This is a genomic window from Streptomyces sp. NPDC059874, from assembly GCF_042731135.1.
Lineage (GTDB): Bacteria > Actinomycetota > Actinomycetes > Streptomycetales > Streptomycetaceae > Streptomyces.
In genome coordinates this window covers 42,735-68,589 of record NZ_JBHWJY010000031.1, presented here as the reverse complement: position 1 = coordinate 68,589, position 25,855 = coordinate 42,735, and the positions used below count along the sequence as shown (strand labels likewise).

Sequence of the window (25,855 nt, the reverse complement as noted above, 5' to 3'; positions counted from 1 at the left end):
GCCGCCCCGGCCCCGGGTCCGGCTCTACTGTGCAGGCGGCGCCACGTCGTCGAAGTCCGTGCCCCGGCTGACGGCTTCCCACGTACGGGCCTCCGCGCGCGCGGCCTCCGCGTGGGCCGTGATGAAGTCCAGCGCATCGTTGCCCAGGACGAGCCGCAGCGGCGTGTTCTCGGCGTCCAGGGCGGCGAGGATCGCGGCGGCGGCCTTGACCGGGTCGCCGGGCTGGTGGCCGTCGGCGGCCGGCATGCCCTGGCGCACCGGGCCGACCGACTCCTCGTACGCGGGCAGGACGGCGGTGTGGCTCAGTGCGTCCCCGCCCGCGAAGCCCGTACGGAAGGAACCGGGCTCCACGATCAGGGCCTTGATGCCGAAGCCGGCGACCTCGGTGGCGAGCGCCTCGGTCAGGCCCTCCAGGGCGAACTTCGTCGCGCAGTACGCCCCGACGCCGGCGAAGGCGAGCCGTCCGCCCATGCTGCTCATCTGCACGATGGCGCCCGATTTCCGGGCCCGCATGTGCGGCAGCGCGGCGCGGGTGAGGGCCGCCGGGCCGAAGAAGTGCAGTTCCATCAGCTCGCGGAGTTCGCGGTCCGTGGTTTCCTCCACGGCGCCGAGCAGACCCCGTCCCGCGTTGTTGACGAGGACGTCGATCCGGCCGTAACGGTCCACGACCTCGGCGACGACCTCCTCGGCGCGAGAAATGTCCGTCACGTCCATGGCGAGAGGCAGCAGCCGCTCCGGGTGCTCGGTCGCCAGTGCGTCGAGCGACTGCGGGCGACGGGCCGCCGCGACGACGGTGTCCCCGGCCGCGAGCGCGGCCTCGGTGAGGGTCCGGCCGAAGCCGGAGGAGGCCCCGGTGATCAGCCAGACCCGGCCGGCCGCTTCGCTTAATCCATGCTGCGTTGTCATCAATTCCCCTGTGAACGAACGCTGTCGATGGTGTGCGCACCCATCCTGGCATCGTCCGGGCGGCCCGGTCAGCCCAATCTCGGATCATGGGAATGATGATCATTTGAGGGGTAAAGTCCGTTCTTTCGCAGGCGCCTCAGGGTGAGGGCCTCGTGGACGAGGCGGCCGACGAGCGCCCCGCCGTAGACCACGAAGCCCACGCCGACCAGCCAGGACTGGACGACCAGCAGGGTGCCGAACGGGCCGTAGGTCACGGCGTTCGACGCGATCAGCGGGGAGAACACCAACTGCGAGAAGACCCGCAGCCCGAGCAGTCCGACGCTGGTCGCCAGCGCACCCGGGACCAGCGCCCGCCAGCGGACCCGGCCGCAGAGCAGCAGCCGCTGCGATCCGACGAAGAACAGGCAGGTGCCGATCAGGTCGCCCAGGGTGCCCAGGATCGTGCCGACGGCGTCGTGTGACGGGGCGGGGATCTCCACCAGCAGGGCGAGGTAGCAGACCAGCAGGGCGAGCCATACGACGTGCCGCCACATGGTGTGCCAGCGGGCGGTCGGCAGGTCCCAGACCTTCTCGTAGCCGGTCTGCACCGCCGAGCCGAAGGTCAGCCCGAAGACGGCCAGTGCGGCCAGTCCGAAGGCGGTGGTCCGCTCCAGGGCCAGGTCCGCCGCGCCGAACAGAAGCTCGACGCGGGCCCGGGAGGACTCCGTCACCCCGAGCGCCTGGCCGAGCCAGCGGCCGAAGCCCGAACCGCTGCCGGGCGCGGCGGCGGCCACGACGATCAGCAGCGGCACCAGGGTGAGGAAGCCGAGGGCCGCGAAGCCCATCGCCCGGTGCATCAGCTCCATCTCCCGGCCACGGCTCCAGGCCAGTCCGGCAGGGGAGCCCTGGAGCCGGTCATGGAGCTGCCGGAGGATCGAGGTCACGCCTCATGCCCTACCCGCGCGGACGACCCCGCTCTCGGAAGCCACCCCCAAATGGGCCCGAAGGGGTGGTTTCGCCCGCCCGTAGGCCCGTCTCACCGCTCTCCGGCACCCCGCAGGTCCACCAGTCGCTTGATCTTCCCCACCGAACGCTCCAACGTCTCCGGGTCCACCACCTCGACCCGGACGGAGACGCCGATCCCCTCCTTGACGGCCCGGACCACCTCGGCGGCCGCGGCCTCCCGCCGGGCCGCCTCCGTCTCCCGGCGGGCCTCCACCCGTACCGTCAGCGCGTCCAGCCGGCCTTCCCTGGTCAGCCGCAGCTGGAAGTGCGGAGCCAGCCCGGCCGTCCGAAGGAGGATCTCCTCCACCTGGGTCGGATACAGGTTCACCCCGCGCAGGATGATCATGTCGTCGGTGCGGCCCGTGACCTTCTCCATCCGGCGGAAGGCGGGGCGGGCCGTACCGGGCAGCAGCCGCGTCAGATCCCGGGTGCGGTAGCGGATGACGGGCATGGCCTCCTTGGTGAGGGAGGTGAAGACCAGCTCGCCCGGCTCCCCGTCCGGCATCACCTCGCCCGTCAGGGGATCGACCACCTCGGGATAGAAGTGGTCCTCCCATATGTGGAGCCCGTCCTTCGTCTCCACGCACTCCTGGGCCACGCCCGGTCCCATGACCTCGGACAGGCCGTATATGTCCACCGCGTCTATGTCGAGTCGATCCTCGATCTCCCGGCGCATCTCCTCGGTCCACGGCTCGGCGCCGAAGATGCCCGTCCGCAGGGAGGTGGCGCGCGGATCGATGCCCTGACGCTCCATCTCGTCCAGCAGGGTCAGCATGTAGGAGGGCGTCACCATGATGACCTCCGGCCGGAAGTCCTCGATGAGCCGGACCTGGCGGTCGGTCATCCCTCCCGACGCCGGCACGACCGTACAGCCGAGGCGCTCGGCCCCGTAGTGGGCGCCGAGGCCGCCGGTGAACAGCCCGTAGCCGTAGGCGATGTGCACGATCTGGCCGGGCCGCCCGCCCGCGGCCCGCATGGACCGGGCCACCACGTCGGCCCAGGTGGAGAGGTCCGCGTCGGTGTACCCGACCACCGTGGGGCGCCCCGTCGTGCCGCTGGAGGCGTGGACGCGGCGCACCTCGGAGCGCGGCACCGCGAACATCCCGAAGGGGTACTGGTCACGGAGATCGCTCTTGGTCGTGAAGGGGAACAGGGAGAGATCGGCGAGGGAGCGGCAGTCCTGCGGGTGCACGCCCGCCTTGTCGAAGGACTGCCGGTAGAAGGGCACCCGCTCGTAGGCGCGGAGCAGGGTCGCGCGCAGCCGTTTCAACTGGAGGGAGGCCAGCTCGTCGCGGCTCAGCCGCTCGCCTTCGTCGTGGAGATCCGCGTGCACCGCCATGCCGTCACCTCATCCTGAGCCAACCGAACGATCATTCGGTAGATTGCCAGGTCTTCGGGAGGTAAATCAATGACTCGAACGAGTGATCGTCTGTTGTGATGGGCCGCATGCCTATCTTCACCACCTATGACGGAACCGAACTCGCCTATCACGTGCAGGGGGAGGGTGAGCCGTTGGTCTGTCTCCCGGGCGGGGCGATGCGGGCCTCGGCCTACCTGGGCGACCTCGGAGGACTCGCCGCCGGCCGCCGGCTGATCATGCTCGACCTGCGCGGCACGGGCGACTCCGCGATACCGGCGGACGAGTCGACGTACCGGGTCGACCATCAGGTCGCCGACGTCGAGGCGCTGCGCGTGCGCCTGGGCCTCGAGCGCATGGACCTGCTCGCGCACTCCGCGGGCGGCAACCTCGCCCAGCTCTACGCGGCCGCGCACCCCGACAGGGTGCGACGGATCGTCCTGGTCACCCCGACCGCCTGGGCCGTGGACCTGCCCGTCACCGTGGAGCACAAGCTGACGGCCGCCCGGCTGCGGGCGGGCACCGAGCCGTACGACAGCGCGATCGAGGCCTACGAGGGGATCCTCGGCGGCGTCGACACCGACGAGGCGTGGGAGCTGGCGGCCCCGCTGTTCTACGGGCGCTGGGACGATGCCGCGCGGGCCCACTGGGCGACGGGCGAGCAGGAGGGCAACGAGAAGGCGTCGGCGGCCTACGCGGGGCCGGGCGCCTTTGACCCGCCGGCCACCCGGGCCGGGCTCCGGCGGGTCGCCGGGGAGGTGTTGGTGCTCGCCGGCGAGCTGGACGGCAACCCGTGTCCGGCCCTGGCGGGGCAGCTCGCGGAGCTGTTCCCGCGGGGTGCGGTGGATGTCCAGCCCGGGGCGGGGCACTTCCCGTGGCTGGACGACGCGGTGTGGTTCTCGGACCGGGTGGAGCGCTTCCTGGCCTCCGGCCGCTGACCCTGAGGGGGCGGGGGCGGGGGCGGAGGCGGAGGCGGGTGCGGTGCCGCTGCGCGGAGCTGCTCCCCGCCCCGCCCTTACCCGTCCCCCCGGGGCTCCGCCCCGGACCCCGCGCCTCAAACGCCGGCGGGGGTGGACTTTCCCTGGCGAGGCTGGGAGGGGTCAGCTCGCCGCGTCTGCCTCCGTCGCGATCGTCTTCGCCCAGCGGTAGTCCGCCTTGCCGCTCGGGGAGCGTTGGATGGCCGGGGCTATCACCAGTTGGCGGGGGATCTTGTACCCCGCGAGTTTCGTGCGGCAGTGGGACTGGATCTCGTCCAACGTCGGCTCCGGGGCGCCGGGGCGGACCTGGACCACTGCCGCCACGTGGTTGCCCCAGGTCGGGTCCGGGACGCCCGCGACCAGGGCGTCGTACACGTCCGGGTGGGACTTCAGCGCCTGCTCGACCTCCTCCGGATAGACCTTCTCGCCGCCCGTGTTGATGCACTGCGAACCGCGGCCGAGCACCGTCACGATCCCGTTCTCGTCCACCGTCGCCATGTCGCCGAGCAGCACCCAGCGCTCCTCGCCCTTCTGGAAGAAGGTCTCGGCGGTCTTGGCCGGGTCGTTGTAGTAGCCGAGCGGTACGTAGCCCCGCTGTGCCAGGCGTCCCGGCACCCCCACCGGCACCGGCTCGTGCGTGACCGGGTCCACCACCTGCGTGCGGTCGTTGACCTCCAGGCGGAATCCCTTGTCGGGGCCGGAGTCGTCCGTCGCCCGGCCGTTGGAGCCGGATTCCGAGGACCCGAAGTTGTTCAGGAGCAGCACGTTCGGCACGAGCCGCTGGAACTCCGCCTTCACCGTCTCCGACATGATCGCGCCGGATGACGAGACGCTGAACAGGGACGAGAGGTCCGTGCCCTTCAGCGGGCCGTTCAGCGCGTCGATCAGCGGCCTCAGCATCGCGTCGCCGACCAGGGAGACGCTGGAGACCTTCTCCTTCTCGATCGTGCGGAGCACTTCCTCCGGCGCGTACTTGCGGTGGATCACGATCCGCTGACCGTAGTTGAAGGCGACGAACGAGGTGAGCGTCGACGTGCCGTGCATCAGCGGCGGCGCGGGGAAGAAGGTGAGCCCGGCGCCGCGCGCCGCGACCCGCTCGGCGAGCTCCTCGGGCCGCTTCACCGGCTCGCCCGACGGCTCGCCGCCGAAAAGACCCGCGAAGAAGAGGTCCTCGGCCCGCCACATCACGCCCTTGGGCATGCCCGTGGTGCCGCCGGTGTAGATGATGAACAGGTCGTCGGGGCTGCGCGGCGGGAATCCGCGCTCGGGCGAGCCGGCCGCCTCGGCGTCCTCGTACGCGACCGGCGCGATCGACGGCTCCGACGCGCCGTCGGGGGTGGCGCCGACCCGGATCAGGTGGCGGAGCTTCGTGGTCTGCGGCAGCGCGGCCGCGACCCGCTCGGTGAACTCGCCCTCGAAGACGAGCGCGGCGAGATCGGCGTCGTTGTAGAGGTAGACCAGTTCCTCCTCCACGTACCGGTAGTTGACGTTCACCGGAACCAGCCGGGCCTTGAGGCAGGCCAGCACGGTCTGGAGGTACTCGACCCCGTTGTAGAGGTGCAGGCCCAGGTGCTCGCCGGCCTTCAGTCCGCTGTCGAGCAGGTGGTGCGCGATCCGGTTCGCCGCCGTGTCCAGCTCGGCGTACGTCAGCCGGCGCTCGGCGCCGGTACCGGGGTGGTCCACGTACACGAGGGCCTCGCGGTCCGGGACCACGTCCACGACCGACTCGAACAGGTCGGCAAGGTTGTACTCCACCGTTCCTCCTGACGCGCATGGCTGGTCTGCTCGGCGGTCATTAGAGCGCCGCCGAAGGGAAGTGGGAAGGGCGCCGTACAAGAAATCTGACTGAGTGTCAGAAAACTATTGAACTGCACCCCCCGCTACTGCAACCTGTTCTAGGTCTTGAGACGGGAGGACGGCAATGGGTGGGACGGAACACCTGACCGTGGAACGGCGCGGTGCCACGCTGGTGCTGACCATGAACAGGCCCGAGGCGAAGAACGCGCTCTCGCTGCCGCTGCTGGTGGGCCTGTACGACGGCTGGCTGGAGGCGGACGCGGACGACGAGATCCGCTCGGTGGTGCTGACCGGCGCGGGAGGCGACTTCTGCGCCGGCATGGACCTCAAGGCGCTGGCCGGGAAGGGCATGGCGGGAGACCAGTACCGGGACCGCCTCAAGGCCGACCCCGACCTGCACTGGAAGGCGATGCTGCGCCACCACCGGCCGCGCAAGCCGGTGATCGCGGCGGTCGAGGGGTACTGCGTGGCCGGCGGGACGGAGATCCTGCAGGGCACCGACATCCGGGTGGCGGGGGAGGGGGCCACCTTCGGGCTGTTCGAGGTCAAGCGGGGGCTCTTCCCGATCGGCGGCTCCACGGTGCGGCTGCCGCGCCAGATCCCGCGCACGCACGCCCTGGAGATGCTGCTGACCGGACGGCCGTACTCCGCCGAGGAGGCGGCGGCGATCGGCCTGGTCGGGCGGGTGGTGCCGAAGGGGACGGCGCTGGAGGCCGCGCTGGAGATCGCCGAGCGGATCAACGCGTGCGGGCCGCTGGCGGTGGAGGCCGTCAAGGCATCCGTCTACGACGCCGCCGAGCTGACCGAGACGGAGGGGCTGGCCGCGGAGTTGCTGCGGGGGTGGCCGATCTTCGACACGGCGGACGCGAAGGAGGGGGCGAGGGCCTTCGCGGAGAAGCGGCCGCCGCAGTATCGGCGGGAGTAGCCCCTGGCGGAGCGCCGTGCCGTGCCGTGCCGGGCCGGGCGTGCCGTGTGAGGTGCGGCGCCGCTGCTGGGGCTCCGCCCCAGACCCCGCGCCTCAAACGCCGGCGGGGCTGGATTTGCCCGGCGGGGCTGGAGTTGCCCCCGGCGGCTGGAGTTGCTTGTGCGTCCGTGGTGGCGCACGCCCTTTATTCGTCCTGGACATCGGAGAGCCACCATGACAGCTGCCTCCCCACCGGAGGTGCTCCGCGCGCCCCTCGTCGTCGAGTTCCCCTTCACCCGGTCCCTCGGGCGCGTCCAGAGTGCCTTCCTCACCGGGCTGCGCGAGGGCGTCGTGCTCGGCGTGAAGACCTCCGGCGGCGCGGTGATGGTCCCGCCCGTCGAGTACGACCCCGTCACCGCCGAGGAGATCCGGGAGCTCGTCGAGGTCTCCGACACCGGCACCGTCACCACCTGGGCCTGGAACGGCCAACCCCGCCCGAACCAGCCCCTGGGCACCCCCTTCGCCTGGGTGCTGGTCAAGCTCGACGGCGCCGACACCGCCCTCCTGCACGCCCTCGACGCCCCCGGCCCCGACGCCGTGCGCACCGGGATGCGGGTCCGGATCCGGTGGGCCGCCGACCGTGCCGGGGCGATCACCGACATCGCCTGCTTCGAGCCGTACGAGGGACCGGAGGTCGGCGCGGCCGCCCCGCACGACGGAGCCTTCGACGACGCCGTCCACGGCATCGTCGCCCGCGCCCGCCTCGACTACACCTACAGCCCCGGCCGCGCCCAGACCGCGTACATCAACGCCCTCTCCGAGCAGAAGACCGTCGGCGAGCGCTGCCCGTCCTGCCACAAGGTGTACGTCCCGCCGCGCGGCGCCTGCCCCACCTGCGGAGTGGCCACCACCGACCAGGTGGAAGTCGGCCCGGCGGGCACCGTCACCACCTACTGCATCGTCAACATCAAGGCCAAGAACCTCGACATCGAGGTCCCCTACGTCTACGCCCACATCGCCCTCGACGGCGCCGGCCTCGCCCTCCACGGCCGGATCGGCGGAATCCCGTACGACCAGGTCCGCATGGGCCTGCGGGTCGAACCGGTCTGGACCGAAGGCGGCCGCTACCCCGACCACTACCGCCCCACCGGCGAGCCGGACGCGGACTACGACGCGTACAAGGAGCTCATCTGATGCCGAAGACGCCGCCGAGGTACGCCCGCGAGGTCGCCGTCGTCGCCTTCGCGCAGAGCGACCACCGCCGCGACACCGCCGAACTCAGCGAAGTCGAAATGGTCATGCCGGTCCTGCACCAGGTACTGGCCGCCACCGGGCTGAAGGCCGGCGAGATCGGCTTCACCTGCTCCGGCTCCAGCGACTACCTGGCCGGTCGTGCCTTCTCCTTCACCATGACCCTCGACGGGGTGGGCGCCTGGCCGCCCATCTCCGAGTCGCACGTCGAGATGGACGGCGCCTGGGCCCTCTACGAGGCCTGGGTCAAGATCCAGACCGGCGAGGCCGACACCGCGCTCGTCTACTCGTACGGGAAGTCCTCGCCCGGTTCGGTACGCGACGTACTGACGCGCCAGCTCGACCCGTACTACGTGGCTCCGCTCTGGCCCGACTCCGTGGCCCTCGCCGCCCTCCAGGCGCAGGCCCTGATCGACTCGGGCCAGACCGACGAGCCCGCCCTCGCCGCCATCGGCGCCCGCAGCCGGGCCGCCGCCGAGGCCAACCCGCACGCCCAGCTCGCCGGTGACGTCCCGCAGGGTGACTACCAGGTCGCGCCGCTGCGGACGGGGGACTGCCCGCCCATCGGCGACGGCGCCGCCGCCGTCATCCTCGCCGCGGGCGACACCGCGCGCAGGCTGTGCGAACGCCCCGCCTGGATCACCGGCATCGACCACCGCATCGAAGCCCACAGCCTGGGCCTGCGCGACCTCACCGACTCGCCGTCCACCCGCATCGCGGCCGAACGCGCGGGCGTTTTCGAAGCCCCCGTGGACACGGCCGAACTGCACGCGCCGTTCTCCTCCCAGGAGGTCGTGCTCCGCAAGGTGCTCGGCCTCGGGGACGCCGTCGCGGTCAACCCCTCCGGCGGGGCGCTCGCCGCCAACCCGATGATGGCCGCGGGCCTGATCCGGATCGGCGAGGCGGCCGCCCGCATCCACTGCGGCGAGTCCGACCGGGCCGTCGCCCACGCCACCTCCGGCCCCTGCCTCCAGCAGAACCTGGTCGCCGTCCTGGAAGGGGACGCTCGGTGAGCACTCCGGGTAAAGAGCCTGTCGCGATCGTCGGGATCGGGCAGACCAAGCACGTCGCCGCCCGCCACGACGTCTCCATCGCCGGCCTGGTCCGCGAGGCCGCGACCCGCGCCCTCGCGGACGCCGAACTGACCTGGGCGGACATCGACGCGGTCGTCATCGGCAAGGCCCCCGACTTCTTCGAGGGGGTGATGATGCCGGAGCTCTACCTGGCGGACGCGCTGGGCGCGGTCGGCAAGCCGATGCTGCGCGTGCACACCGCCGGCTCGGTCGGCGGATCCACGGCCCTCGTCGCCGCCAACCTGGTGGCCGCCCGCGTCCACCGGACCGTCCTCACCCTCGCCTTCGAGAAGCAGTCCGAGTCGAACGCGATGTGGGGGCTCTCGCTGCCCGTTCCCTTCCAGCAGCCGCTGCTGGCGGGCGCCGGCGGGTTCTTCGCCCCGCACGTGCGCGCGTACATGCGGCGCACCGGGGCGCCGGACACGGTGGGCTCGCTGGTCGCGTACAAGGACCGACGCAACGCGCTGAAGAACCCCTACGCGCACCTGCACGAGCACGACATCACCCTGGAGAAGGTCCAGGCGTCGCCGATGCTGTGGGACCCGATCCGGTACTCCGAGACCTGCCCCTCCTCGGACGGGGCCTGCGCGATGATCCTCACCGACCGGGCTGGTGCGGCCCGTTCGCCGAAGCCGTCCGCCTGGGTGCACGGCGGGGCGATGCGCAGCGAGCCGACCCTGTTCGCGGGCAAGGACTTCGTGTCGCCGCAGGCCGGCAAGGACTGCGCGGCCGACGTCTACCGCCAGGCCGGCGTCACCGATCCGCGCCGCGAGATCGACGCGGTGGAGATGTACGTGCCGTTCTCCTGGTACGAGCCGATGTGGCTGGAGAACCTCGGCTTCGCCGAGGAGGGCGAGGGGTGGAAGCTCACCGAAGCCGGGGTCACCGAACTCGACGGGGACCTTCCGGTCAACCCCTCGGGCGGCGTGCTGTCCACCAATCCGATCGGTGCCTCCGGCATGATCCGCTTCGCGGAGGCCGCCCTCCAGGTCCGCGGGCAGGCCGGCGAACACCAGGTCCCGGACGCCCGCCGCGCCCTGGGGCACGCGTACGGCGGCGGCGCGCAGTTCTTCGCGATGTGGCTGGTGGGGGCGGAGGAACCGACCCATTGAGAGGTCCCAGGGGTGCCGGACCGGTCAAGGGTGACTCACCGTGGCCTGTGCGGCACCCGCTGCGGTGGTTAACCTTGCCCCCGGACGACGTACCGGGAGGAGCACGCACGTGGCAGAGAGCATGACTTCACAGCCGCTCGCCGGCTGGGGCAAGCCGGACCTCGATCTCACCGAGGCGGACTGGCAGTCGAGCAGCCGGGGAGCGGGCGACGTGCAGATCGCCTTCGTCGACGGCTTCATCGCGATGCGCAACAGCGAGCGCCCCGAGAGCCCTTCACTGATCTTCGCGCCGGACGAGTGGCGCAGGTTCGTACTGAACGCGCGGGGCGGGGAGTTCGACCTCACCTAGTGCGGTGGCCGGAAAGGTTTGCCGGGGCGCGGTGTTCGGTGCGGTGCATCGCAAGGCGGAGGGCCGCGGCTCGTACCGGACGTACTCGCGCGGTCCGACAACGCGGCGAGGTGCCGTGCCGAGCGCCGTGACCCGGTGAACCTTTCCGGTCACGGCACCGGGCCCTGTCATGCCCGTCGCGACCCGCCGCCCGGCCGCTGGGCAGCGGGTCGCGGCCGCGTAAAACCGTTGCCCCGCGCGGGGCGGCCCGGCAGGATGGGGCCGTGACGATCAACCGCCGAAAGGGCGATGCCGCGTAGACGGCCGGGCGCGCTGCGCGCCGCACGAGGAAACTTCGAAGGCCGACGCCCGTCCGCCTGGGCGCGGGAACTCCCGCCCGTGGACCGCCTTTCACCCGCCGCGAGCGCGGAGGTCCACTGGGCGCTGCGTGGCCGGGCCCGCGAGGTCGCGAGCCTGCTGAGCATGTACCGGGCCTTCCTGCGCCGCCCCGGGAACAGGCTGCGGCTGGTCCCCTCCGAGTGCCCGTCCTGCCCCGGCTGCGCGCTCGACGACGTCGCCGTGGTCCGGGACGAGCTGGCCGATCTGTACCGCGCGCTGCCGCCCGAGTCCCGACGCGCGTTGGGCCGCGTACTGCACGCGCTGGACGAGGAGTTCCGCCGCCGCACGCTGCCGGCGTCCATCCCCTTCCTGATCGGGCTCGACTGGCGCGGCCGCCCCTACGCCTGGTGGCACCGCCGCGTCTACGAGGGCACGTGATCGGCAACGCCATAGGGTGGCGCCATGAGCGGTGAGAGCGATCTGCGCAAACTCCTGAGCGGTATGCGGCCCGAGCTGAACGAGGGCCTGTACGTGTTCTGCACGGTCCCCGGCACCACCGTCCCGGCCGGGACCGCCCCCGTGGCCACGATCCGGGAGCGCGAGGGGCTCACGCTCGTCCTGAGCCAGGAGGACGCCGACGCGGCCGGGCTCGCCTACGACTACACCGCGGGCTGGATCACCCTGCGCGTCCACTCCGCCCTCGATGCCGTCGGCCTCACCGCCGCCTTCGCCACCGAACTCGGCGCACACGGCCTGAGCTGCAACGTCATCGCCGGCTACCACCACGACCACCTCTTCGTGGCGGCCGACCGGGCAGCCGAGGCCGTCGCCGTTCTGGAAGGCCTCGCGCAGCGTTCCGGGCAGGGCTGACGCACCGCTGAAAAGAAGATCGGATTCTTTCCGACAGCGGGCTCCCTCCCGATCCGCGCGGGCGTACGCTGATCTCCCCGAACAGGCCTGGGGGGTACCAGCCATGACGGAACGCCGGACCCGCATACGGCGCACAATGGTCGAACGCGAGACCGAACTCGCCATCGTCGACGAGGCCCTCGACCAGCTCACCGGCACCGGACCGGACGCCGGCGGAACGCTGCTCGCCTTCTCCGGACCCGCCGGACTCGGCAAGACCACCCTCCTCGCCGAACTGCGCCGCCGCGCCCACGCCCGCTCCTGCACCGTCCTCGCCGCGCGAGGCGGCGAACAGGAGCAGAGCCAGCCGTTCCACGTGGCCCGCCAGCTCATCCAGCCGCAGCTCGCCGGCACCTCCGAGCAGGAACTGCGAGCCGCCCTGGGGAGTTGGTACGCCATCGTCGGCCCGGCCCTCGGCCTCTGCGCCCCCGAACAGGGCGCCCCGCCCGACCCCCAGGGCCTGCGCGACGGACTCGACTGGGTCCTCACCCACCTCGTCGTCCAGCGCGCCCCCGTCACCCTCGTCCTCGACGACGCCCACTGGGCCGACCCCGAGTCCCTCGGCTGGCTCGCCGCCTACGCCCCGCGCGCCGAACACCTGCCGCTGTTGCTCGTCGCCGCGTACCGCCCCGACGAACTGCCCGCGCACGCCGACGCCTTCCGTACGCTGCCCGGTCGCGCGGGGCAGCGCCCGCTCTCCCTCGCCCCGCTCACCGCGCCCGCCGTGGCCACCCTGGTCCGCGAGACGATCGGCGAGCACGCCGACGACGCCTTCTGCAAGGAGGCCTGGGCCGTCACCACCGGCAACCCCTTCGAGACCGTCGAACTCACCGCCAAGATCCAGGACAAGGGCCTGCCACCGGTCGAGGCCAGCGCACCGCTGCTGCGCGACCTCGCCGCCGCCCAGCGCGGCAGCGGCCTCGTCGCCCGCCTCGAACGCCTCGGCCCGTCCACCGTCCGCTTCGCCTGGGCCTGCGCGATCCTCGGCACCGCCATCCCGCAGGACCTCGCCGCCCGCGTCGCCGCCCTCGGCACCGAGGAGGCCGTGGACGCCACGGGTCGGCTGCGGGACGCCCGCATCCTGTCGGCCGCCACCGAAGCCTCCGCCACCGAAAACACCGACGCGGGGCTGGAGTTCGTCCACCCGCTCATCGCCACCGCCATATACCGCGCCATCCCCGACGCCCTGCGCGTCGCCCTGCACGGCAAGGCCGCCGCGGCCGTGGTCGACGCCGGACTCGGCGCCTCGGCCGCCGCCCGCCACCTCCTGGAGACCCACCCCGAGAACGACCCCTGGGTGGTGCGCACCCTGCGGGAGGCCGCGGGCGAGAACCTCCGGGCCGGCGCCCCCGAGGCGGCCCGCCGCCAGCTCGCCCGCGCCCTGCGCGAACCCCCGGACTTCGACGAACGAGCGGCCGTCCTGTACGAACTCGGCTGCGCCTCCCTGCTCACGGAGCCCGCCAACACCGTCAACCACCTGCGGGCCGCCCTCGCCGAGCCCATCGACGACCCGGCCCTGCGCCAGGGCATCGTCATCCGGCTCGCCCAGGTCCTCGCCCACAGCGACCGCCTCGCCGAGGCCTCCGAATCCCTCGCGCGGGAGATCGCGCACACCCCGGACGTCCGCGCCCGACTGCGCCTGCAGTCCAAGCAGTTCATGTGGGACGCTTTCAACGCCGCCGAGACCGACTCCCCGGCCCGCTCCCGGCGCCTCGCCCGGCTCGCCGACCGGCTGACCGGCCGGGACCTCACCGAGCGGTACGTCATCGGACTGCGCGCCTGGGACGCCTGCCTGCGCGGTGAACCGGTGGACGTGGTCCTGCACCACGCCGGACGGGTCCTGGAACAAGGCTTCAGCTGGGCGCATGAGGACCGCGGCTTCGAGGTCCCCGTACTGGTGGCCATGGCCCACATGTACGCCGACCGGCCGGGCCGCGCGGACGAGCTCTTCGAGGCGGGTACCGCCGAGTTCGAACGGCAGGGCTGGCGCGGGGCGCACCTCTCCTTCGGCTACAGCCTGCGCGCCTACATCCGCTTCCGGCGGGGGCGGCTCGCGGAGGCCGAGGAACTGGCCCGGGCCGGGCTGCAGCTCGCCGAGCGCGTGGGGCGCGGCACGCCCGTGCACTGGTACACCATCGCCATCCTCATCACCACGCTGCTCGCCCGGGGACGGACCGACGAGGCCTGGGAGCTGGCGCGGGAGCACGAGTTCGGCCGGCCCTTCCCGGCGGCGGTGGTCTTCCCGGACTCCCAGACGGTGTACGCGGAACTGCTGCTGGCCCGGGGCGACACGAAGGCGGCCGCCGCCGAACTGGAGGAGGTCGACCGGCGGTTGACCCCGCGCGGCATCCAGAACCCGGCGTGGTGCCCCTGGCGGCTCTACCTGGCCAGGGCCGTGGCCGCGGAGGACCCCGAGCGGGCGCGAGCCCTGGCCGCCGACGCCCTGCGGCGGGCCCGCGCCTTCGGTGCTCCCTCGGGCATCGGCCAGGCCCTGCGGGTGGCGGCCGAGGTCGCGGCCCCGCGGGACCGGGCGGGGCTGCTGCGGGAGGCCGTGGCCGTGCTCGCGGCCTCTCCGGCGGGCTACGAACTGGCCCGCGCGCTGGCCGCGCTCGGCACGGAGCTGCGGGACGAGGACCTGCTGACCCGGGCCGTGGTGACGGCGCGGGAATGCGGCGCGGACGCTCTGGCGGCGGAAACGGCCGACACCCTGTTGGGGGTGGGCGGTGGCTTCCCGTGCGGGTCGTCCCGGGAGGACGGGCTGACGGAGGAGGAGCTCCGCGCCGCGCGGCGCGCGGTGCGGGCCGAGACGGCGCCGGACGTGGACTTCGGCCCGGCCGGGGAATCCCCCGCGGTCGCGGCCATGCCTTCGGGCAGGGCCATGGCCTCGTCTCCGGGCAGCGGCGCGGTCCCGGACGGGGGCAGGGGCACGGCCTCGGCGCCGGGCGGGGAGCCGGGGGCTGCTCCCGGCAGGGCGTCGGCCCCGGCCCCGGCCCCAGCAACGGCCCCGGCCGCGGGCCTGACCGTGGACGGCGGCCCGGAGCCGGACTGGGCGCTTTCGGACGCCTGCCGCAAGCTCGGTACCGACCGGTCCGGACTGAAGGCCGCGCTGGAGGCGTTCGCCCGTAGCTCAAGGTGATCGGACCCACCGTTCGGCGGGCAGGGTGATCCCATGGACCACACAGAACGGATCACCCTGTTCCAGAGCGAGGCGTCGGCCTTCGAGAAGGCCGTCCGCCGCGCCGTCGATCCCGGCGAGCCGCTGCCCCCGGTTCCCTCCTGCCCCGGCTGGTCGGTCTCCGACCTCGTCGGGCACCTGGGGGGTGTGCACCGCTACCTCGCGTACGTGCTGCGGGAGCGGCTCGCGGCCCCACCGGACCCGGCCGGCCTCGCCCTCCCGGAGGTCCCGGCCGACCCGGAGGCGCTGACGGACTGGTTCGCGCAGGGGGCGCGGGAGCTGGTGGAGCTCTTCCGGGAGCTGGGACCGGACACCCCCGTGTGGAGCTGGTCGGCGGAGCACAGCTCGGGCTTCTGGCTGCGGATGCAGCTGATCGAGCTGGCGGTCCACCGCTGGGACGCGGAAGCCGCGACGGGCACCCCCGACCCCCTCGACCCGGCCGTGGCGGCGGACGCCGTGCCCCAGACGTTCGAGGTGATGGCCCCGGCCCGCCGCTCCTGGAAGCAGGCCCCGCCGGGAACGGGGGAGCGGTACCGCTTCCGGCGTACCGACGGCCCGGAATCCTGGACGGTCGTCTTCGCCGGTGACGAGGTACGGCTGGAGCCCGACCCCACCGCGCCGGTGGACGTCGAGGCCGCGGGGACGGCCTCGGACCTCGACCTCTTCCTCTGGGGCCGCCTCCCGGCCACGGCCCTGCGGGTCTCCGGAGACGCCACCCGGCTGCAGCAATGGTTCACGCTGGTCCCGCCGGTCTGACGGGCGGTACGCCACTCGGAGGCCGCCGGCCCGCCCGCCGCCCGCCCCCCGCCGGCCCCCCGGCGTCGCGCGGGCCGGGCGCCGGAGGGCGTCGGCCGGATCGAGGCCCCCGGGTCGGAAAGGGCGCGCGGACACGTACCATGGCGGCATGTCCTTCCTCCGCCGCCACCGCGCCGCCACACCCGCCGGCCCGGACTTCGATGTCCTGGCCATGGACCCGGGGGACTGGCCGGGCAATCTCGGGGCCGGGCTGCTGCCCGCGCCCGACGGAAGCTGCCAGGGCGTCTTCCTCCGCTACGACCTGTTCGGCGGACGCGGCCCCGCGATGATCATCGGCAACCTGCCCGAGGGATCCCCCGCCCGGGACCTCGCCGACGGCGAGGTGCCCTTCGAGGTGGCCCAGCTCCTCGACGCGCTGGAGAACGACGAGGACGTCGAGGTCAACGGCGTCGAGGACTGCCCCGTCATGCAGGGCGACAACCTCCTCATCGTCCGGAAGATCAAGCTGTCGGAGTCCCGCATCTCCTGCGTCCAGTTCGACCGCAGTGACAACGTGCTGGTCACCATCGCCAGCTGGGACCGCCCGATCACCGATGACCTCTACGCCCTCCTGAAGCCGCTCCCCGCCGAGCTGTTCCAGCAGGGCTAGCAGCAGCAGTAACCGCTAGACCACGACGTCACGCGTCCGCGATGTCGTTCGCCGCCACGTAGCCGAACGTCATCGCGGGACCGATCGTCGATCCGGCCCCCGCGTAGCTGTGGCCCATCACCGCCGCGCTCGCGTTGCCCGCCGCGTACAGCCCCCGGATCACCGAGCCGTCCGCCCGCAGCGCCCGGGCCCGGGCGTCCGTCACGATGCCGCCCTTCGTACCGAGATCCCCCGGCACGATCTTGAACGCGTAGAACGGCGGGGCCCAGATCGGCGCCAGGCACGAGTTCGGCGTCACCCCCGGGTCCGTGTAGTAGTGGTCGTACGCCGTGTCGCCCCGGTGGAAGTCCGAGTCGGTCCCGTTCCACGCCTGCGCGTTGAACCGGTTGAGCGTCGCCCGCAGTGCCGCCGCCGGGACCCCGATCTGGCCGGCGAGGGCGTCCCAGCTCCACGCCTTCTTCGCCGCGCCCGCCTCGTACCAGGAGTTCGGGAAGACGATCGTCGGCAGGATGTCCTTGAACAGATACTTGTTGCGGTAATTCTGATCCACGATCAGCCACGCCGGGATGTGCGAGCCGACCGCGCCCCGGTCCTTCTCGTACATCACGTGGACCACGTCGCTGTACGGCGCCGCCTCGTTGACGAACCGCGCGCCGTTCGCGTTCACGATCAACCCGCCCGGCAGGGTCCGCTCGGCGAGGCAGAAGTACGGTTCCCCGGGCAGCGGGATCGACGGCCCCCACCACGCGTCCTCCATCAGGGCCAGCGCCGCCCCCGCCCGCTGCCCCGCCCGGATGCCGTCGCCGGTGTTCTCCTTCGCACCCACCGACCACTGCGTGCCGATCGGCTGCTGCTGGTACTGCGCCCGCATCTGTGCGTTGTGCTCGAAGCCGCCCGAGCCGATGATCACCCCGCGCCGGGCCCGTACGGTGCCGCGGACGCCCGCCTGCTCGACCACCACTCCGGTGACCGTGCCGCCTTCCTGGACCAGGTCCACCAGCGGACTGTTCAGCCACACCGGCACCCCGGCCCGCATCAGTCCGGCCCGTAGCCCGGCCGCCAGGGCCTGCCCCATGGTCAGCGGCTTCTCCCCGCGCAGCGCCGCCTCCGTGCCGCGCGCCAGGCACTCCGTCGACACGGCGAGCCCCTTCGCGTTCACCGCAGCGAGGTTCAGCCACTTGTAGTCCTGGCTGAACACCACCATCCCGGCCGGCACCGGCATGTACGCCGGGTTCAGGTGGGCCAGTTCGGCGCCCAGGAGACGGCCGTCGATGTAGTCCGGCTCGATGGAGCGGCCGTTCGGGAGGCCGCCCGGCAGGTTGGGGTAGTAGTCGCTGTACCCCTCCATGAAGCGGAACCTGAGCGGGCTGTTGGCCACCACGAAGTCCAGCATCCGCGGCCCGTTGGTGAGGAACGCCGCCTGGCGGTCGGCCGGCACCTCGCTCCCGACGACGGCCGCGAGGTACGTCGCCGCCTTCTGCGGGGTGTCCGGCACCCCCGCGCCGAGGATCACCGAGTTGTTCGGCAGCCAGATGCCGGCCCCGGAGCGAGCGGCCGAACCGCCGAAGGTGGGGGCCTTCTCGACGACCAGCACGCTCAGCCCCCGGTTGGCGGCGGTGAGCGCGGCGGTCATCCCGGCGGCCCCGGAACCGACCACGACGACGTCGTACTCGCCGAGCGCGGGACCGTCCGCGGCGCGCGCCGCGGCGGACGGCAACACGGTGGCGGCGAGCACCCCGGCTCCCGTCCCGGCGATGACCGTTCGTCTGGAGGGGAGGGTTTCGGGGGATGTGCGTGAAGCGCTTGCGGACATGGGCAGGCTCCAGCGGTGTGGGGAGGGCGAGGGTGGCTCCAGCATGTCTGATGCTGAGTCAGAAAAGGTGTTCGGGGGATCATGTGATGTCAAGGCATCCGGCGCCGCCGCCTCCAGTGCGCCACCATCACCACGCCCATCAGCCCCGCGACGTACTCGGCGTACCCGGCCCGGAACGGGCGAAGTCCCGTGGCGGTGGGAGCCACGGGACTTCGCGTCATGGGGGCGACGGGGCCTACCGGGTGCCGACGGCAGCGCGCACCGCTCTACGGGCCATCCCGGCGTCGTCGTGCAGCCGGCGCAGCAGCAGCCGCTGTTCCTCTCCCGAGGACAGGGCGCCCGCCGGGAGCGGCTGGGTCGGGGCGGTCGCCAGCATCGAGCGCTGCACCGCCGTCTCGGACATCCGGATCTCCCTGGTCAGCACCAGCATCAGATTGACCAGGAAGGCGTCCCGCGCGGCCGGTCCGGCCGCCTGGGCGAGCCGGCTGATCTGTGCCCGGGCGGCCGGGGCATCGCCCAGCACCGTCCACAGCGTGGCCAGGTCGTAGCCGGGCAGGTACCAGCCCGCGTGCTCCCAGTCGAGCAGCACCGGCCCCGCCGGGGACAGGAGCAGGTTCGACAGCAGCGCGTCGCCGTGGTTGAACTGCAGCGCCGTGCCCGACAGTTTCACGCCGTGCAGCAGCTTCTGCAGGTCACCCAGGTCCCGGTCGGTCAGCAGCCCCAGTTCGTAGTCGCGGGCGATCCGCCGCGCGTAGTTCAACGGGGTCCCGAACTGCTCGGCCGGCGGACGCCACTGGTTGACCCGGCACACCGCCCCCAGGGCCGCCCGCAGGTCCACCCGCGGCGGCGGCTCCACCGGGTGCCGCTGGAGCGCCGCGACCCGGCCCGCCATCCGCTCCACCACCAACGTGCAGTTCTCCGGGTCGGCGGCGATCAACCGCGGCACGCGGACCGGAGGGCGGTGCCGGACGAACGTCCGGTACGCCGCTATTTCGTGCCGGTAGCGCTCGCGCCACTCCGGCGAGTGGTCCAGTAAAACCTTCGCGACGGCGGTCATCCGACCGGTGGTCCCCACCAGGAGTACCGAACGGCCGCTGCGCCGCAGCACCTGCACCGGCGCGAACTCCGGACAGATCCGCTGCACCGAGGCGAGCGCGGTGCGCAGTTGCGCCCCTTGCGGGCCCGAGAGGTCGATTCTTCCGCTGATGGGCTGCGATCCGGCACTCGGCATCCGTCGCGCCCGGGCGCCGCCCTGCGTCGCGGACGCGGGCCGGCCGGGGTCGAGGTAGGGGCTGCCACCCGCCGCCGGGAGCGTGCGGTAGGGCCGGACAGGTGCGGACACGGAGGACGTTGCTGCGTACATGGCTTACGGATCCCTTCGTGCGCCGACTGGGTTCGTACGCCGCCCCGCCGGATCCCGTACTTCACCCTGGGGAGTTCCGCCGGTGACCGGGTCGGGGAGGCGCATTCCTACCTGACACCCGGCCGCCCGTGGCGAACCATCGGGCGTGCCCTGGCGAAGCCTGGCGAATATGCCGTGGGGGCGTGGCGGGGGGTTACTGTCAACTCAGCCGAGAACCTGGGGGCTTGACGTGAGCAAGGGTCCAAACACCCGCTTGAACGACCTGTTCGGCCTGGCCGGCTGGTCGAAGGGCGAACTGGCGAGGATGGTCAACAAGCAGGCGGCGGCCATGGGCCACCCCCAGCTGGCCACCGACACCTCGCGGGTGCGGCGCTGGATCGACATGGGGGAGACCCCGCGCGAACCGGTGCCCACGGTACTGGCAGCACTGTTCACCGAGCGGCTCGGTCGTGTCGTGACCAACGAGGACCTCGGGTTCGTACGGCAGCGGCGCACCACGAGAAGGCAGCCGGACGGGGATCGGCAGAACCCCGACGGAATGCCCTGGGCGCCCGAACGCACAGCCGCGGTCCTCACCGAATTCACGGGAATGGACCTCATGCTCAACCGTCGCGGTCTGATGGGCGCGGGCGCCGCGCTCACCGCCGGCTCCGCCCTCAGCAACGCCATGCACGACTGGCTCCACACCGACCCCGCCCTCGCGAAGGAGGCGCAGCACTTCGGGGACGCCTTCCAGGCCGACCCGGCGGGCTACGACCGCTACGAGGCCGCCCCGATCGGCTCGCAGGAGATCGAGGCACTGGAACGTTCCGTCGAGGTGTTCCGCGCCTGGGACGCCTCCAGGGGAGGCGGCCTCCAGCGCAAAGCCGTCGTGGGACAACTCAACGAGGTCGGCGGGATGTTGGCCTACCACCACCCGGACCACCTCCAGCGCAGGCTCTGGGGGGTGGCCGCCAACCTGGCGGTGCTCGCGGGTTGGATGTCCCACGACGTGGGCCTCGAACCCACGGCGCAGAAGTACTTCGTCATCGCCGCGCACGCGGCCCGCGAGGGCGGCGACCGGCCGCGCGCGGGAGAGGCGCTGTCCCGCGCCGCCCGCCAGATGGTCCACCTCGGCAGGCCGAACGAGGCCCTGGACCTGATGAAGCTCGCCCAGTCCGGCTCCGGGGAGCGGACCCTGCCGCGCACCCGGGCCATGCTGCACACCATCGAGGCCTGGGCGCAGGCCGCCATGGGCAAGGGTCAGGCCATGCGCCGCACCCTGGGCGAGGCGGAGGAGCTGTTCGTCTCCGACAAGGGCGACGTGCCGCCGCCGAGTTGGATGCAGCACTTCGACGAGGCGGACCTGCACGGGATGCAGGCCCTCGCGTACCGGACCCTCGCCGACCACGACGCCACGGCGGCGCCCATCGCGGCGCGCCACGCCAGGGAGGCCCTGCGGCTGCGCGGGGACGGCTACCAACGCTCGCAGATCTTCGACTACATCTCGATGGCGTCGGCCTGTTTCATCGCCGACGATCCGGAACAGGCCGACCGGTACGCCCGCCTGGCGCTGGTCTCGATGAACGAGACCTCCTCGCACCGGACATGGGACCGGCTGCGCGAGATGTACCGGCTCACCGGCCAGTACTCGGGGTACGCGCGCATCGAGGACCTCCGCGAGGAGATCGAGCTGGCCCTCCCCGACAGCCCGGCGCCGCGGGCCCGGGGTGCGGCGATCTGACCACGGGAAAAGGCCGCGCCGTGTGGCGCGGCCCCCCTGCACGTCCGTCGAAGACACCCGAGGCACGTCCGTCGAAGCACCCGAGAAGGAACGCGGCGCGGAGTCAGCCGCCGACCCGGGCGACCAGCACGCACGCGTCGTCCTCGCGCTCGCTCTCGCCGAACTCCTCGATCACCATCCGCACGCAGTCCTGCGCCGACCGCGCCGCCGAGAACCGCGGCGCGAGGGCCAGCAGCCGCTCGGTCCCGTCCGCGCGGCTGAACTCGATGCTGCGCGGGGTCAGTCCGTCCGTGTGCAGGACGAGTACGTCGCCCACTTCGAGCCGCTCCTCGGCCTGCCCGTACACGGCTCCGGAGGTCGCGCCCAGCAGCACGCCCTCCGGCGGCAGCAGGGACCGGCCCGACCCGCGGCGGAAGATCAGGGGGGCCGGGTGGCCGGCCTGCGCCCAGGACAGGACGCGGCGCGTGGCGTCGTAGCGACAGCACACGGCCGAGCCGAGCGCGGGCTGGACGGAGGTCTCCAGGAGCTGGTTGAGCCAGCCCATCAGGGGGCCCGGCTCGATCCCGGCCATGGCCATGCCGCGCAGGGCGCCCAGCATCATCGCCATCCCCGAGGTGGCGGTCACGCCGTGGCCGGTCAGGTCGCCGACGGTCAGCATCGAGCTGCCGTCCGGGAGTTCGAGCGCGTCGTACCAGTCGCCGCCGATCAGCGCGCTGGTCGAGGAGGGCAGATAGTGGGCGGCCACGTCCAGCGTGCCCGCGTTGCCGTGCGGGAACCGCAGGGAGCCGCGCCACGGGGGGAGCACGGCTTCCTGCAGCTCGACCGCCAGCCGGTGCTCGGTCTGCGCGATCTCCCGCTGGCGCTGGAGCGAGTCCCGGGACTCGCGCACCGCCCGCTGGCTCCGCCGCAGTTCACTCACATCCCGCAGTACGGCCCACATGGAGGCCGTGCAGCCGTCGGAGTCGAGTACCGGCTCGCCCCTCATGTGCAACGTCCGGACCCTGCCGTCGGCCCGGACGATGCGGAATTCGCCGTCGATGGCCTTGCCGTCGACCAGGCAGGCGGTCACCCACGCGGTGAGCAGCGGCTGGTCCTCGGAGAACAGGGTGGAGCCCAGTTCGTCGAGGGGCAGCGGGCCCGCCTCGGGGGAGCGGCCGAAGATCTGGAACAGCTCGTCGGACCAGCTGACCTCGTCGGTCAGCAGGTTCCACTCGGCGCTGCCGACCCGGGTCTGGGCCTCCGGGCCGGCCTCGGGGGCAGTCTGCGGGAGCTCGATGGTCTCGGGCGCCGGCGGCAGGCCCTCCTTGAGCTGGCCGAGGTGCTCGCCGAGGTCGTCGAGGTGGTGCACGGCGAGGTCGCACAGGGCACGCTGCCAACGGCCCTGGGCGTCGTCGTCGTCGACGACCGTGTCGCGGCGCACCGCGTCCACTTCTCCCCGCAGCCGCCGGGTCTGTGAGATCAGTGCGTCCACCGACCCCGGCTCGGGCGGCTGCGCGGGACGGTCCGCGAACAGGTGGGACGGCATGAGAACTCCGATACAGGCGCGGCACGGCCAAGTCTGAAGGAAGGACCGGTAACGACTGTTGCACAGGCAGCGACTACGTGTAAGGCGTTTGGCAACATCCGCAACGGTCTTGCTTCTGGCATATGCCGCAGGCCTCTCGGCCGTCCCACCGAAGGCCGTTCGCGTGCGAACGAATCCGGTCAGGTGCGCGCCACTACACGCTCAGCGGCACCGGGTGGATCTCGTTGGCGGGGTGTCCCGTGCGCGTGTGGATCCGCTGGACCGCGTCGGCGGACGGGCCCTCGGAGAGGCAGTAGACCGTGCCCGTCGAGGGGTCGGCCCATGCCCGCTCGAAGTGGACTCCCTCTTCCTTCTCGATCGCCAGATCCGCCTTGTGGGCGGCGGTCAGCTGCTCCTGGGTGATGCCCTTCATGTCCGTGTGGACATCCATGAACTTGGCCATCGCGGAGCACCTCCTTATCGTCTCTTCCATCGTCCGCCCGCGGCCGAAAAACGGCCTTCCGGCCACGCCTGCTCGCTCGTACGGCCGACCTGTACGAGCGTCCTCGCCGCAAGGCGCCGCGCACCGCGTAACCCGAACGGAGGACCCCTTGACCGGGCTTCCCACCGCACCCCCGGCTCGCTACTCTACGTGCCGGTAATAAGGGGCGGGTCCGCTCGGGCGGACCCGCGGAGCGTGGGGACCAACGAAATGACCGGGCAGAGCCGTCGCTCCTTCCTCACCTACCTCGTCGCCGCGCCGACGCTGGCCCTCGTCACCCGCGCCGGCCTCGACGCGGTCGCCCCGCAGCCCGCCCACGCCGTGGTGCCGAGCCTGCCCGCCATCGCCGACGTCATCGACCTGGGCGACCTGTTCATCCTGGCCGGCGCGCCCACCTCCGCCCTGCTGGCGCTCGCCGTGGAGGCGGACGGGACCATCCGCTTCCGGTTGCCGCGCGAGGAGGTCGGCCAGGGGCTGACCACCGCCGTTGCGATGCTGGTCGCGGAAGAGCTCGACGCGCCGCTGGCCGATGTACGGGTCGAACTGGACGACGCCCGGCCCGAGCTCGTCTTCAACCAGCTCACCGGCTCCTCCAACTCGATCCGCTCCCTCTACGGTCCGGTCCGCCAGTGCGCCGCCACCGCCCGGGCCCGGCTCGTCGCGGCCGCCGCCGTCCGCTGGAGCCTGTCCGCCTCCACCCTGACCACCGCGAACGGCGCCGTCCGCGCCCCCGACGGCCGCACCGCCGACTACGGCAGCCTCGCCGCGGCCGCCGCCGACCCCGCGCTCGTCGTCCTCGGCGCCACGCCCAAGAAGACGGCGAAGCACATCCTCGTGGGCAAGCCCACCGGCCGCGTCGACGCCCGGGCCATGGTCACCGGCGCCCAGAAGTACACCCTCGACCTCGACGTGCCCGGCGCCAAGCCGTGCGTGGTGCGCCGCCCGCCCACCCTCGGCGGCACCGTCCGCTCCGTCACCAACCTCGCGGCCGTCCAGGCCATGCCGGGCGTCCTGCACGTGGTGACCGTCCCCACCGGGGTCGCCGTCGTCGCCGAGACCTTCGGGCAGGCCCTGACCGCGAAGGCCGCCCTTCAGGTCACCTGGGGCCCCGGCCCGGCCGACCGGCTCTCCGACGCGGAGGTCCGTACGAAGCTGCGCGCGGCCACCCCGCCGCTGCTGGTGCCGCCGCTGCTGACCCCGTACGTGGACGCCGAGTTCGACTTCGCGTTCGTCAGCCACGCCCCGATGGAGACCAACTCCGCGATCGCCGACGTACGGGAGGACCGCGCCGAGATCTGGTCCGGACTCAAGTCCCCGATCGTGGCCCGCGAGACCATCGCCGCCGAACTCGGACTGCCGCTGAGCAAGGTGCAGGTGCACGTGGTCCAGGCCGGCGGCTCCTTCGGCCGGCGGCTCTTCTTCGACGCGGCCCTGGAGGCCGCCCGCGTCTCCAAGGCCTGCCGCCGCCCCGTCAAGCTGATGTGGACCCGCGTCGACGACACGCGGCACGGCCGGATGCGCCCCGCCACCCACCACAAGATCCGCGCCACCCACCTGCTCGGCGAAGTGCTCAGCTTCGAGCACCGCGTCGCCGCCGCCGAGACCGACTTCCGGCACGGGCTCGGCGAGATCATCACCGCGACCGCGGCGCACCTGCCGCTCGGCATCGGCAACGCCACCCTCGCCCAGACCCTGTTCCTGACCACGGTGAAGTCCCCCTACAACTTCGGCCTCACCACGCAGGCCCTCACCGAGGTGCCGACCGGCGTCCCCACCGGCTCCTGGCGCTCGGTGTACTCCGCCAACACGCGCGGCGCCGAGGAGATCGTCGTCGACGAACTCGCCGCGAAGACGGGCCGCGACCCCTACCAGTTCCGCCGCCTCTTCCTGAAGACCGCCGCCCAGCGCGCCGTACTCGACAAGGTGGCGGCCGAGGGGGAGTGGGGCCAGCCGATGGGGGCGGGCCGCGCGCAGGGCATCGCCTTCCACGAGGAGTACAAGTCCCGCACCGCCTGCCTCGTCGAGATCGACACCCGCGACCCGGAGCACGTCCGCGTCACCAAGGCGGTCATCGCCGTGGACGTGGGCCTGCCCGTCAACCCGCGCGGATTGGAGGCCCAGATGATCGGCGGCCTCACCGACGCCATCTCCACCACGCTGCGCGCCGGGCTCCACCTGGACAAGGGGCTGCCGCTGGAAGGCAGTTACAGCCAGTTCCACTGGGCCAAGCAGCGCGACACCCCGCTCGACGTACGGGTCTTCGTACTCCCGGCCACCGGCGAGGAACCGGGCGGCGCGGGCGAGCTCGGTGTGCCCGCCGCCGTCGGCGCCATCGCCAACGCCTGGGCCCGGGCCACCGGTTCCAAGCCGCGCAGCTTCCCCCTCGACTTCGACGTCGACTTCACCCCCTACCCGCGCTAACCGCTGGAGTAC

General features: G+C 72.6%; 22 protein-coding genes. 13 read left to right on the top strand and 9 right to left on the bottom strand.

Going from position 1 to position 25,855, the window contains the following annotated elements; genetic code table 11:
* Nucleotides 1-24 precede the first annotated feature (24 nt).
* The 3 genes from ACFV9H_RS19610 to paaK all read right to left on the bottom strand — a co-directional run bounded on the left by ACFV9H_RS19610 (nucleotide 25) and on the right by paaK (nucleotide 3,229).
* Complete coding sequence (locus ACFV9H_RS19610) at nucleotides 25-906, bottom strand: oxidoreductase (RefSeq protein WP_385399651.1); 882 nt, start codon at nucleotides 904-906, stop codon at nucleotides 25-27.
* 68 nt (nucleotides 907-974) lie between these two features.
* Nucleotides 975-1,829: a YhjD/YihY/BrkB family envelope integrity protein gene (locus tag ACFV9H_RS19605; RefSeq protein ID WP_385399648.1), complete on the bottom strand. Its 855-nt coding sequence runs from the start codon at nucleotides 1,827-1,829 to the stop codon at nucleotides 975-977.
* 92 nt (nucleotides 1,830-1,921) lie between these two features.
* Nucleotides 1,922-3,229: a phenylacetate--CoA ligase PaaK gene (paaK, locus tag ACFV9H_RS19600; protein ID WP_385399645.1), complete on the bottom strand. Its 1,308-nt coding sequence runs from the start codon at nucleotides 3,227-3,229 to the stop codon at nucleotides 1,922-1,924.
* Nucleotides 3,230-3,336: 107 nt separating this feature from the next.
* Here paaK and ACFV9H_RS19595 point away from each other — a divergent pair, with 107 nt between their 5' ends.
* Complete coding sequence (locus ACFV9H_RS19595) at nucleotides 3,337-4,185, top strand: alpha/beta fold hydrolase (RefSeq protein ID WP_385399643.1); 849 nt, start codon at nucleotides 3,337-3,339, stop codon at nucleotides 4,183-4,185.
* 162 nt (nucleotides 4,186-4,347) lie between these two features.
* Here the strand turns inward: ACFV9H_RS19595 and ACFV9H_RS19590 are convergent, their stop codons facing one another.
* Nucleotides 4,348-5,979: an acyl-CoA synthetase gene (locus ACFV9H_RS19590; protein ID WP_385399641.1), complete on the bottom strand. Its 1,632-nt coding sequence runs from the start codon at nucleotides 5,977-5,979 to the stop codon at nucleotides 4,348-4,350.
* 166 nt (nucleotides 5,980-6,145) lie between these two features.
* On the opposite strand from ACFV9H_RS19590, the gene ACFV9H_RS19585 reads away from it, so the two are divergent.
* From ACFV9H_RS19585 to ACFV9H_RS19540, 10 genes are all read left to right on the top strand, one after another.
* Complete coding sequence (locus ACFV9H_RS19585) at nucleotides 6,146-6,946, top strand: crotonase/enoyl-CoA hydratase family protein (protein ID WP_385399639.1); 801 nt, start codon at nucleotides 6,146-6,148, stop codon at nucleotides 6,944-6,946.
* 213 nt (nucleotides 6,947-7,159) lie between these two features.
* Nucleotides 7,160-8,119: a Zn-ribbon domain-containing OB-fold protein gene (locus ACFV9H_RS19580; RefSeq protein ID WP_385399637.1), complete on the top strand. Its 960-nt coding sequence runs from the start codon at nucleotides 7,160-7,162 to the stop codon at nucleotides 8,117-8,119.
* Nucleotides 8,119-9,189, top strand: coding sequence for a thiolase domain-containing protein (locus ACFV9H_RS19575; protein WP_385399634.1), 1,071 nt, complete (start codon nucleotides 8,119-8,121; stop codon nucleotides 9,187-9,189). Before ACFV9H_RS19580 ends, ACFV9H_RS19575 begins: the two co-directional genes overlap by 1 nt.
* Nucleotides 9,186-10,361, top strand: coding sequence for a thiolase domain-containing protein (locus ACFV9H_RS19570; RefSeq protein WP_385399632.1), 1,176 nt, complete (start codon nucleotides 9,186-9,188; stop codon nucleotides 10,359-10,361). The genes ACFV9H_RS19575 and ACFV9H_RS19570 overlap by 4 nt, the downstream gene beginning before the upstream one ends.
* 121 nt (nucleotides 10,362-10,482) lie before the next feature.
* Nucleotides 10,483-10,710 carry a DUF397 domain-containing protein gene (locus tag ACFV9H_RS19565; RefSeq protein WP_385399678.1) on the top strand — a complete coding sequence of 76 codons (228 nt, stop codon included), beginning with the start codon at nucleotides 10,483-10,485 and terminating at the stop codon, nucleotides 10,708-10,710.
* Nucleotides 10,711-11,088: 378 nt separating this feature from the next.
* Nucleotides 11,089-11,466, top strand: a complete 378-nt coding sequence (locus ACFV9H_RS19560) for a hypothetical protein (protein ID WP_385399629.1) — start codon at nucleotides 11,089-11,091, stop codon at nucleotides 11,464-11,466.
* A gap of 24 nt (nucleotides 11,467-11,490) precedes the next feature.
* The gene (locus tag ACFV9H_RS19555) at nucleotides 11,491-11,898 is read left to right on the top strand and encodes an ACT domain-containing protein (protein ID WP_385399627.1); all 408 of its coding nucleotides are present in this window, start codon (nucleotides 11,491-11,493) and stop codon (nucleotides 11,896-11,898) included.
* 136 nt (nucleotides 11,899-12,034) lie between these two features.
* Nucleotides 12,035-15,073, top strand: coding sequence for an ATP-binding protein (locus ACFV9H_RS19550; protein ID WP_385399624.1), 3,039 nt, complete (start codon nucleotides 12,035-12,037; stop codon nucleotides 15,071-15,073).
* A gap of 33 nt (nucleotides 15,074-15,106) precedes the next feature.
* The gene (locus tag ACFV9H_RS19545; RefSeq protein ID WP_385399621.1) at nucleotides 15,107-15,868 is read left to right on the top strand and encodes a maleylpyruvate isomerase family mycothiol-dependent enzyme; all 762 of its coding nucleotides are present in this window, start codon (nucleotides 15,107-15,109) and stop codon (nucleotides 15,866-15,868) included.
* Between the two features lie 148 nt (nucleotides 15,869-16,016).
* On the top strand, nucleotides 16,017-16,517 hold the full coding sequence (locus ACFV9H_RS19540) for a hypothetical protein (RefSeq protein ID WP_385399619.1): 501 nt from the start codon (nucleotides 16,017-16,019) through the stop codon (nucleotides 16,515-16,517).
* 28 nt (nucleotides 16,518-16,545) lie between these two features.
* Here the strand turns inward: ACFV9H_RS19540 and kstD are convergent, their stop codons facing one another.
* The 3 genes from kstD to ACFV9H_RS19525 all read right to left on the bottom strand — a co-directional run bounded on the left by kstD (nucleotide 16,546) and on the right by ACFV9H_RS19525 (nucleotide 19,693).
* Nucleotides 16,546-18,330: a 3-oxosteroid 1-dehydrogenase gene (gene kstD, locus ACFV9H_RS19535; RefSeq protein WP_385399616.1), complete on the bottom strand. Its 1,785-nt coding sequence runs from the start codon at nucleotides 18,328-18,330 to the stop codon at nucleotides 16,546-16,548.
* An 89-nt stretch (nucleotides 18,331-18,419) separates the two neighbouring features.
* Entirely contained in the window at nucleotides 18,420-18,551 is a 132-nt protein-coding gene (locus tag ACFV9H_RS19530) for a hypothetical protein (RefSeq protein WP_385399613.1), read from the bottom strand.
* A 14-nt stretch (nucleotides 18,552-18,565) separates the two neighbouring features.
* On the bottom strand, nucleotides 18,566-19,693 hold the full coding sequence (locus tag ACFV9H_RS19525; RefSeq protein ID WP_385399611.1) for an aminoglycoside phosphotransferase family protein: 1,128 nt from the start codon (nucleotides 19,691-19,693) through the stop codon (nucleotides 18,566-18,568).
* A gap of 229 nt (nucleotides 19,694-19,922) precedes the next feature.
* Between ACFV9H_RS19525 and ACFV9H_RS19520 the strand changes: the two genes are divergently transcribed.
* Nucleotides 19,923-21,416 (top strand): hypothetical protein, encoded by a 1,494-nt coding sequence (locus tag ACFV9H_RS19520; protein ID WP_385399608.1) that lies wholly within the window; start codon nucleotides 19,923-19,925, stop codon nucleotides 21,414-21,416.
* Nucleotides 21,417-21,519: 103 nt separating this feature from the next.
* Here the strand turns inward: ACFV9H_RS19520 and ACFV9H_RS19515 are convergent, their stop codons facing one another.
* Nucleotides 21,520-22,941 carry a PP2C family protein-serine/threonine phosphatase gene (locus ACFV9H_RS19515; protein ID WP_385399605.1) on the bottom strand — a complete coding sequence of 474 codons (1,422 nt, stop codon included), beginning with the start codon at nucleotides 22,939-22,941 and terminating at the stop codon, nucleotides 21,520-21,522.
* Nucleotides 22,942-23,134: 193 nt separating this feature from the next.
* On the bottom strand, nucleotides 23,135-23,383 hold the full coding sequence (locus ACFV9H_RS19510; protein WP_385399603.1) for an SCO4226 family nickel-binding protein: 249 nt from the start codon (nucleotides 23,381-23,383) through the stop codon (nucleotides 23,135-23,137).
* A 249-nt stretch (nucleotides 23,384-23,632) separates the two neighbouring features.
* Here ACFV9H_RS19510 and ACFV9H_RS19505 point away from each other — a divergent pair, with 249 nt between their 5' ends.
* Nucleotides 23,633-25,843, top strand: a complete 2,211-nt coding sequence (locus tag ACFV9H_RS19505) for a molybdopterin cofactor-binding domain-containing protein (protein ID WP_385399676.1) — start codon at nucleotides 23,633-23,635, stop codon at nucleotides 25,841-25,843.
* The last annotated feature ends 12 nt before the right edge of the window (nucleotides 25,844-25,855 follow it).

What these genes read in the sequence shown, in the direction of transcription:
- kstD (WP_385399616.1), bottom strand. Translation starts at nt 18,330, where the DNA reads ATGTCCGCAAGCGCTTCACGCACATCCCCCGAAACCCTCCCCTCCAGA.
- ACFV9H_RS19540 (WP_385399619.1), top strand. Translation starts at nt 16,017, where the DNA reads ATGTCCTTCCTCCGCCGCCACCGCGCCGCCACACCCGCCGGCCCGGAC.
- ACFV9H_RS19515 (WP_385399605.1), bottom strand. Translation starts at nt 22,941, where the DNA reads ATGCCGTCCCACCTGTTCGCGGACCGTCCCGCGCAGCCGCCCGAGCCG.
- paaK (WP_385399645.1), bottom strand. Translation starts at nt 3,229, where the DNA reads ATGGCGGTGCACGCGGATCTCCACGACGAAGGCGAGCGGCTGAGCCGC.
- ACFV9H_RS19555 (WP_385399627.1), top strand. Translation starts at nt 11,491, where the DNA reads ATGAGCGGTGAGAGCGATCTGCGCAAACTCCTGAGCGGTATGCGGCCC.
- ACFV9H_RS19595 (WP_385399643.1), top strand. Translation starts at nt 3,337, where the DNA reads ATGCCTATCTTCACCACCTATGACGGAACCGAACTCGCCTATCACGTG.
- ACFV9H_RS19505 (WP_385399676.1), top strand. Translation starts at nt 23,633, where the DNA reads ATGACCGGGCAGAGCCGTCGCTCCTTCCTCACCTACCTCGTCGCCGCG.
- ACFV9H_RS19575 (WP_385399634.1), top strand. Translation starts at nt 8,119, where the DNA reads ATGCCGAAGACGCCGCCGAGGTACGCCCGCGAGGTCGCCGTCGTCGCC.
- ACFV9H_RS19550 (WP_385399624.1), top strand. Translation starts at nt 12,035, where the DNA reads ATGGTCGAACGCGAGACCGAACTCGCCATCGTCGACGAGGCCCTCGAC.
- ACFV9H_RS19580 (WP_385399637.1), top strand. Translation starts at nt 7,160, where the DNA reads ATGACAGCTGCCTCCCCACCGGAGGTGCTCCGCGCGCCCCTCGTCGTC.
- ACFV9H_RS19610 (WP_385399651.1), bottom strand. Translation starts at nt 906, where the DNA reads ATGACAACGCAGCATGGATTAAGCGAAGCGGCCGGCCGGGTCTGGCTG.
- ACFV9H_RS19565 (WP_385399678.1), top strand. Translation starts at nt 10,483, where the DNA reads ATGACTTCACAGCCGCTCGCCGGCTGGGGCAAGCCGGACCTCGATCTC.
- ACFV9H_RS19530 (WP_385399613.1), bottom strand. Translation starts at nt 18,551, where the DNA reads ATGACGCGAAGTCCCGTGGCTCCCACCGCCACGGGACTTCGCCCGTTC.
- ACFV9H_RS19545 (WP_385399621.1), top strand. Translation starts at nt 15,107, where the DNA reads ATGGACCACACAGAACGGATCACCCTGTTCCAGAGCGAGGCGTCGGCC.
- ACFV9H_RS19585 (WP_385399639.1), top strand. Translation starts at nt 6,146, where the DNA reads ATGGGTGGGACGGAACACCTGACCGTGGAACGGCGCGGTGCCACGCTG.
- ACFV9H_RS19510 (WP_385399603.1), bottom strand. Translation starts at nt 23,383, where the DNA reads ATGGCCAAGTTCATGGATGTCCACACGGACATGAAGGGCATCACCCAG.
- ACFV9H_RS19525 (WP_385399611.1), bottom strand. Translation starts at nt 19,693, where the DNA reads ATGTACGCAGCAACGTCCTCCGTGTCCGCACCTGTCCGGCCCTACCGC.